Annotated in this window: 6 protein-coding genes; 5 read left to right on the forward strand and 1 reads right to left on the reverse strand. The window is 59.3% G+C overall.

All coding sequences use genetic code 11. The features are described from left to right. Window positions 1–7 precede the first annotated feature (7 nt). Window positions 8–1,033 (reverse strand): methyltransferase, encoded by a 1,026-nt coding sequence (locus tag ACV7GQ_RS18810; RefSeq protein WP_470313246.1) that lies wholly within the window; start codon window positions 1,031–1,033, stop codon window positions 8–10. Window positions 1,034–1,500: 467 nt separating this feature from the next. Between ACV7GQ_RS18810 and ACV7GQ_RS18815 the strand changes: the two genes are divergently transcribed. The 5 genes from ACV7GQ_RS18815 (at window position 1,501) to ACV7GQ_RS18835 (ending at window position 6,264) form a co-directional block, all read left to right on the forward strand. Beyond that, window positions 1,501–2,325: a helix-turn-helix transcriptional regulator gene (locus ACV7GQ_RS18815; protein ID WP_470313247.1), complete on the forward strand. Its 825-nt coding sequence runs from the start codon at window positions 1,501–1,503 to the stop codon at window positions 2,323–2,325. A 108-nt stretch (window positions 2,326–2,433) separates the two neighbouring features. Further along, on the forward strand, window positions 2,434–3,840 hold the full coding sequence (locus ACV7GQ_RS18820) for an FAD-binding oxidoreductase (protein WP_470313248.1): 1,407 nt from the start codon (window positions 2,434–2,436) through the stop codon (window positions 3,838–3,840). A 263-nt stretch (window positions 3,841–4,103) separates the two neighbouring features. Beyond that, the gene (locus ACV7GQ_RS18825; protein WP_470313249.1) at window positions 4,104–4,478 is read left to right on the forward strand and encodes a winged helix-turn-helix transcriptional regulator; all 375 of its coding nucleotides are present in this window, start codon (window positions 4,104–4,106) and stop codon (window positions 4,476–4,478) included. Between the two features lie 143 nt (window positions 4,479–4,621). Then, window positions 4,622–5,563: an NmrA/HSCARG family protein gene (locus tag ACV7GQ_RS18830; protein ID WP_470313250.1), complete on the forward strand. Its 942-nt coding sequence runs from the start codon at window positions 4,622–4,624 to the stop codon at window positions 5,561–5,563. 107 nt (window positions 5,564–5,670) lie between these two features. Continuing rightward, window positions 5,671–6,264 (forward strand): hypothetical protein, encoded by a 594-nt coding sequence (locus ACV7GQ_RS18835; RefSeq protein WP_470313251.1) that lies wholly within the window; start codon window positions 5,671–5,673, stop codon window positions 6,262–6,264. Window positions 6,265–6,436: the final 172 nt, after the last annotated feature.

Here is a 6,436-nt window from a genome sequence, read left to right on the forward strand (position 1 = left end):
GTGAGTGTTATTTCCGTGCTACGACCATCGTATCGGGGCCGGGAAGAGGTGTGGCCTCTCCTCCCTCGAATCCGGCGTCGTGGAGCCACTCGACACACCGCCCGGGCGTGTAGTCGGAGCCCGCCGGCGTCTCGATCAGCATGTTCAGACTCATCAGGAGTGGCAGTTCGGCGTCGCGGCGCTCCTCGTCGATCATCGTTCCGTAGACGACGACAGCCCCGCCGGGACGTACTGCGTCGTACACCTTCGAGAGGATCGCTCGCTTGTCGTCGAGCCCCCAATCGTGGAGAATGTGGCCGAGAACGTAGACGTCGGCCGCAGGCAGAGCTTCGTCGGCGAAGAAGTCGGCGACGCGGAATTCGATGCGGTCGGCGGCCGGACTCTCACCGACGAACCGCTGGAAGTAGGGTTCGATGCGGGGAAGGTCGGCGCCGATCGCGTGGATGTGGTCGTTCTCCTCTGCGATGCGTTTGGGAACGACCCCCTCGCTGGTGCCCAGGTCAACCATCAACTCGTGGTCCTCCCAGGGGAACTCGTGAGCGAGGACCTCTGCGGTGCCCATACTGAAACTGGTCATAGCGCCGACGAACTGTTCGAGGATTTCGTCGTTGTGGTAGATGACGCCCTCGAACGGATGGGTTTGATCGTCCTCGAGTTCGTTCTGCGTTCGGCCCGTTTGGAGTGCCGTTTCGAGGTCACCCCAGAACGGATACAGGCGCTCGTTGACCATCTCGAACCAGCCGACGAACGATCCGGGCTTTCCCTCGACGAGGAAAGCAGCCGATTCCGGGGTGTTCCGATACTCCCCGTTCTCGCGGTCGAGCAGATCGAGCGCGACCAGCGCATCCAGGAAGTCCCGCGAACCCCGGGGATGCAGGCCGAGAGCGTCCTCTAACTCTTCGACTGTTTGTGGGCCGTCACGGTCGAGTTGGGTGAATACGCCGAGTCTGGTGGCACTCAACAGCGTCTTCGACGCCCAGAACCCCTGGCCGATTTCCAGGATGCGTTCTGGCGTTGGGCCGTTTTCTGGCATAGCTGGTAGCCTCCGTGGTCCGACTGACCACGACTCAGACATCGGCCCGAGGCGAATTATAATTTTTGTGATATATATGTGAGTCAGTAGCAGTCATCCAACCGAGTAACAGTTCGTAACCGCAAAGGGACGATCGGAAGCGTTATCTGAATATCTCAACGGCAAGACGCTCCACAGATCGAGGGAGAGAACTCATAATTGACAGAGTCACCGTGCAAGTGTAGAGGGTGAATACATTGTAGCTGTAGGACCCAATTCTACAGGGGTGGGCACGAGTCTCATATTTTCCAACGGAGCAGATTTCAGTCACGCTGAAATTGCCGTGACCGAGACAGAGCGTCTATCGAGCATTACTACCGACCAGTAAGTCCGATTGTCTCCGCTCCACTTCCGACGCACACTTCATACTCTGCCGCGAGACACCGGCGCACCCAAACAAACTAAATTATGCTATGTGTACACACACTATGGACTCCTCGATCGAGGACATCGAGTTTCTTGCGCGATCAGAACACCGCGCCGGCGTACTCGAAGCGCTAGCTGAACGTCCCTGTGACCGAAACGCTTTGCAAGAGACAACGGGTGCTTCGTCGCCCACCATCGGACGGATTCTCGGCGATTTCGAGGACAGGCGATGGACCACCAGAGACGGATCGACATACCAACTGACACCACTGGGCGAGTTCGTCGCCGAGCGGTTCGGGAATCTCCGTGACGCGATGGCGATCGAGCGAAAGTTACGCGATGTCTGGGAGTGGCTTCCCCGCGAAATGGAAGGGTTCACTGTCGACCTTTTCGCCGACGCGGTGGTCTCGTATCCCGGCCCCGAGTACCCCTACCAACCGGTCGACCGCGTCAAGAAACTGATCGAAGAGACGACCACTATGCGGGGATTCGGCACGACCATCTTCAAGTCCATCAACAACGAAACTGTCTGTCGAGCGGTTCTGGGCGGCATGGACTTCGAGTACATCTACTCCCCGGAGGTCCTCGAGGCGACCGTCGCGTGGAACCCGGAACGTGTCGCCGAAGCGACCGCCTGCGAGAGCTGTACCATTCTCCTGCACGACGAACTCCCCGACAGGGACCGATGTGGCCTCGGAATCTTCGACGACCGGATCGGGATCTGCTGTCACGACGCTCAGACAGGGATGCTCGAAGCCGTAATCGATACCGACGCCCCGGAAGCCCGGGAGTGGGCTGTCTCAGTCTTCGAACGACACCGTGCCGATGCTCGACCGATCAGCGCCGATAAGGAGGCAGAACTCTTCCCAGCAGAACTCGTCGCGTGAATGGCCACCGCTGACGCCGCCAGCGAGTGACCAGCTTTCACGCTGTGAAATATTTCACTAGATATCATCATATTATCGGCGGCCGGATAACGACGGGAGGGGATCGAAATGTCGACAAACCCCAATCCGCTACCGACTGCGGCGAGTTCGGACCTCCGGGAACGAATCAGAGGCGACGTCCTCCGTCCAGACGACGACGGATACGACAAGGCCCGGGAGATCTGGAACGCGATGATCGACCGAGAACCGGCTGTCATTGTTCGGGCTGCGGGCGCCGCCGACGTGATGGAAACGGTACCGTTCGCACGGAAGCACGACCTCGAGATCGCGATCAAGGGAGGTGGCCATAACGTGGCGGGAGACGCGGTCTGTGACGACGGGCTCATGCTCGATCTCTCGTCGATGAACGAGGTCCACGTCGATCCCACCCGGCAGACGGCCCGAGTCGGACCGGGAGCCGTCCTCCACGACCTGGATGTGGAAACGCAGGCCCACGGACTCGCCACGCCGGCGGGGTTCATCTCCACGACCGGCGTGGCCGGCCTGACGCTCGGGGGCGGCGTCGGCTACCTCTCCCGCAAGCACGGGTTGACCGTCGACAATCTCCTGTCGGTCGACCTCGTGACAGCCGACGGGGAGTTCGTCCGGGCGAGTGCGAATGAGAACCCCGACCTGTTCTGGGCAGTCCGTGGTGGCGGCGGCAACTTCGGCGTGGTGACCTCGTTCGAGTTCGAACTCCACGAGCTCGGCCCGACGGTCGAAGCTGGCCCCGTCGTGTGGCCGTTCGAGGACGCGCGGAGGGTTCTCCGCGAGGCGGCGTCGTTCATGCGGGACGCGCCAGACGAGGTGTCGTGTCTCCCAATTCTCCGCCATGCCCCTCCTGCACCGTTCCTTCCCGAGTCGGTCCACGGCGAGTTGGTGTTGATCATCGCGATGATCTACGCCGGCGACCCCGAGGAGGGCGCACGTGAACTGCAACCGCTCAGCGGAATCGGTGACCCGGTCGGCGACGCTCTCGGCCCGAAACCGTACACGGCGTTCCAGTCGATGTTCGACGACGCGGTTGACCACGGGGCGCGCAACTACTGGAAGTCCCACTATCTAGACGAGTTGACGGACGAGGGCATCGACGTACTCTGTGACTACGCGGCCCGGATGACTTCGCCGGACTCGGCTATCGGGATGCTCTCGCTCGGCAGCGAAGTGGCGCGCAAGCCCCACGATGCCACGCCGTATCCTCACCGAGACGCGGCGTGGGTAGTGAACATCCAGTCTCGGTGGCACGAACCGGACGAGGACGAGCGCCACGTCGAGTGGACCAGGGAGCTGTTCGAGGCGATGGCTCCCTTCTCAACGGGCGGCGTCTACGTCAACTTCATGAGCGAAGACGAGGGCGACGAGCGGGTCCGTGCTGCCTACGGCGAGGCGATATACGAACGGCTGGCGGCAGTGAAGGCAGAGTGGGACCCCGAAAACGTGTTCCACCTGAATCAGAACATCTCGCCAGCGAACTGAGGCCGGTGGATTTCGTCTCGTATCCCCGTCTTGTGAGACTGATCTGCACCCTGTGGTTCCCAATTGAGGCTACGGCCGTCGACCGAGTGCGAGTGCTGCATTCGCGCCCTGTATCGGTCACAACAGTTCTGACGGCGATTGGAGGGGTTCGGTTCGAATGTATGGACTCTTTTGCTAATCTCTATAAAAACGACTACAGAGCTGACCTCCGTCAGAGTTTGGAACTAGCTTTATCAGGAGCGGTGTGGTAGAACCTCACAGACATGACTTGCGATGACCCTCCCCCTAAGCCCGATCCCGACGATGACGTCTTCGAGGTGTGTCCGGTCGCGCGGGCGTTCGAGATTGTCGGGTCGAAGTGGCGGCTCACTGTGCTCCGGAGCCTCCACCTGTGGGGAGAACAACGATTCAGCGAACTCCAAGAAACGACAACGGCCGACTCGACGACCCTCTCGCGGGTGCTCGAGGATTTAGAAGAGCAGGATCTCATTACCCGGCGCCTGGAAGACCGGCCGATTGCCACCTACTACGACCTGACGGACCGAGGTGAGGAACTTACTGGCGTATTCGAGGAGTTCGAGAACTGGGCATTCGAACACACCGCCGCGGAGATGCCCGCCGTCGACCTCCCTGAGTAATTCGCTGGACGCCGAGCTCTGCGGTTACGAGATGTTACTGTGTTGTACGACCGGTACTGACTCACACATATATCACAAAAATTATAATTATGTTCGAGTCGACATCGTCATCGTGGCCATCACAGCCACGGAAGTTGATACATATGCCAGAACGTCCAATAAACACCGGAGACGAAAGGGAACAGACCGTCCTTGTGGTCGGTGCGACGGGAAACCAAGGTGGCGTCGCAATCGATCACCTCCTCATGGCTGACAGGAAATTCGCCGTCCGTGGTCTAACCCGAACGCCGGATAGCGAAGCCGCACGAGCACTCACAGAGCGCGGGGTAGACATCAGACGAGGGGACCTCAACGACAAGGAAACGCTCCGATCCGCCGTCGACGGGGTTGATGCGGTGGTCATTGTGACAAACATCTGGACGGCCGGATTCGACGGGTCGGTCCGCCACGGGAAGAATATCGCCGACGTTGCCGCCGAAGCGGGAGTGAGCCACATAGTGTTCAGCGGCGCAGGGTACCACGACCGGGATCTCGGAATTGCCGCCCTCGAACCGGCCGGTGAGGTCGAGCAGTACATCAGGTCGCTGGATGTGCCCGCGACCGTCCTGCGACCGGTGTGGTTCATGCATAATCTCGAACCTACCTTTGAAGCCATCCTTGACGGCACGCTCGCCCTGCCCATCGAAGAATGCGTGACTCTCCAGATGCTCGCCGTTGAGGATGTAGGTCGGGCGATCGCACGGGTGCTCGCTGATCCTCACGAATTCGCCGGCGAGGGGTTCGACCTCGCAGGAGATGAGCACACACCCTCCGAGATGGCCCGGATTCTCTCCGAGGTAACTGGTGCTGACGTCCAACACGTCTCCGTCCCGATCGAGGACGCCAGGAAAGAGATGGGCGATGAGATGGCTGAGCTGTTCCAGTGGTTCAACGACGGGGGCTACGCGGTCGATATCGAGAGCACGGAGCAACGGTTCGGATTCGAGTTCACTAGTTTCCGTGAGTATCTTGAGAACAATAGTTGGTCTGAAAAGAAACAACCGAGCCGGATTCCCGGCCTCGTGAAGGCCATGATGCAACACTGAAATCACTATTCAAAATATGACAACGAACGATTCAGATCTGGCGGTCGCTGCAGGGGTTCATCGGAACGGTATCGACGGCGCAAACCGGTATCTAACCGAGGAGAACGATGGCGTCTATTGACCAGCCAAGATCCCATCAAGATGAACTCGGGTTGGTCGTTGAACTCGCAGACCGACAGTTCACCATCTTTGCCGTCCTCATTACAATCGGGACACCCATCGTTGCGTACCTGTCTGGCATTGCATCGCTCATGTTTTACGTCCACGTTGCACTCGGAGCGTTCTGGTTCGGACTCGATTTCTTTTTCAAGTTCGTCCTCGGACCCGCTCTTGAGGCTGCACCCGAGGATGCTGCCGGTGCAGTCAATCACCAGCTTATTCCGAAGATTGTTGCGGTTGCGGAACCGCTCAGTGTCGGTGTCATCGGTTCGGGCATCGGTCTCGCATTCATGCTGGGGTATTGGGCTGATCCCTCGATTTGGCTGTGGGGAGCCCTTACTATCGGGGTGCTAATGCTTCTTAATGGGTTCGGCCCACTACATCTGGTTACGACGCGGATGGTCGTGGAGCTCAACAAGGATGACCCGGACGGCGAGCGACTCGACACGTTATTTGGCAAAGCTATGCAGTGGGGATTGCTCCAGACCGTGTTCATGTTAGCTATCATCGTCATGATGGTTGGCCTCCGCGGATTGCTCTGATCGCGCTGGTTTCGACGACGGCTACAGCCAGGGAAGAGTTCTATTGCTGACTATGTGCACTGTATTCAACCCGCGATTTCTCTCAGCTTTTCTGGATTTCAGTACGAGGTAGCGTTCCTGGTGAGCAGGCGTGCTGAGACACATCCTCTCTTTTGTCTACGCACCGGCCCGC

It is taken from the genome of Haloarcula sp. MBLA0163 (genome assembly GCF_055632435.1).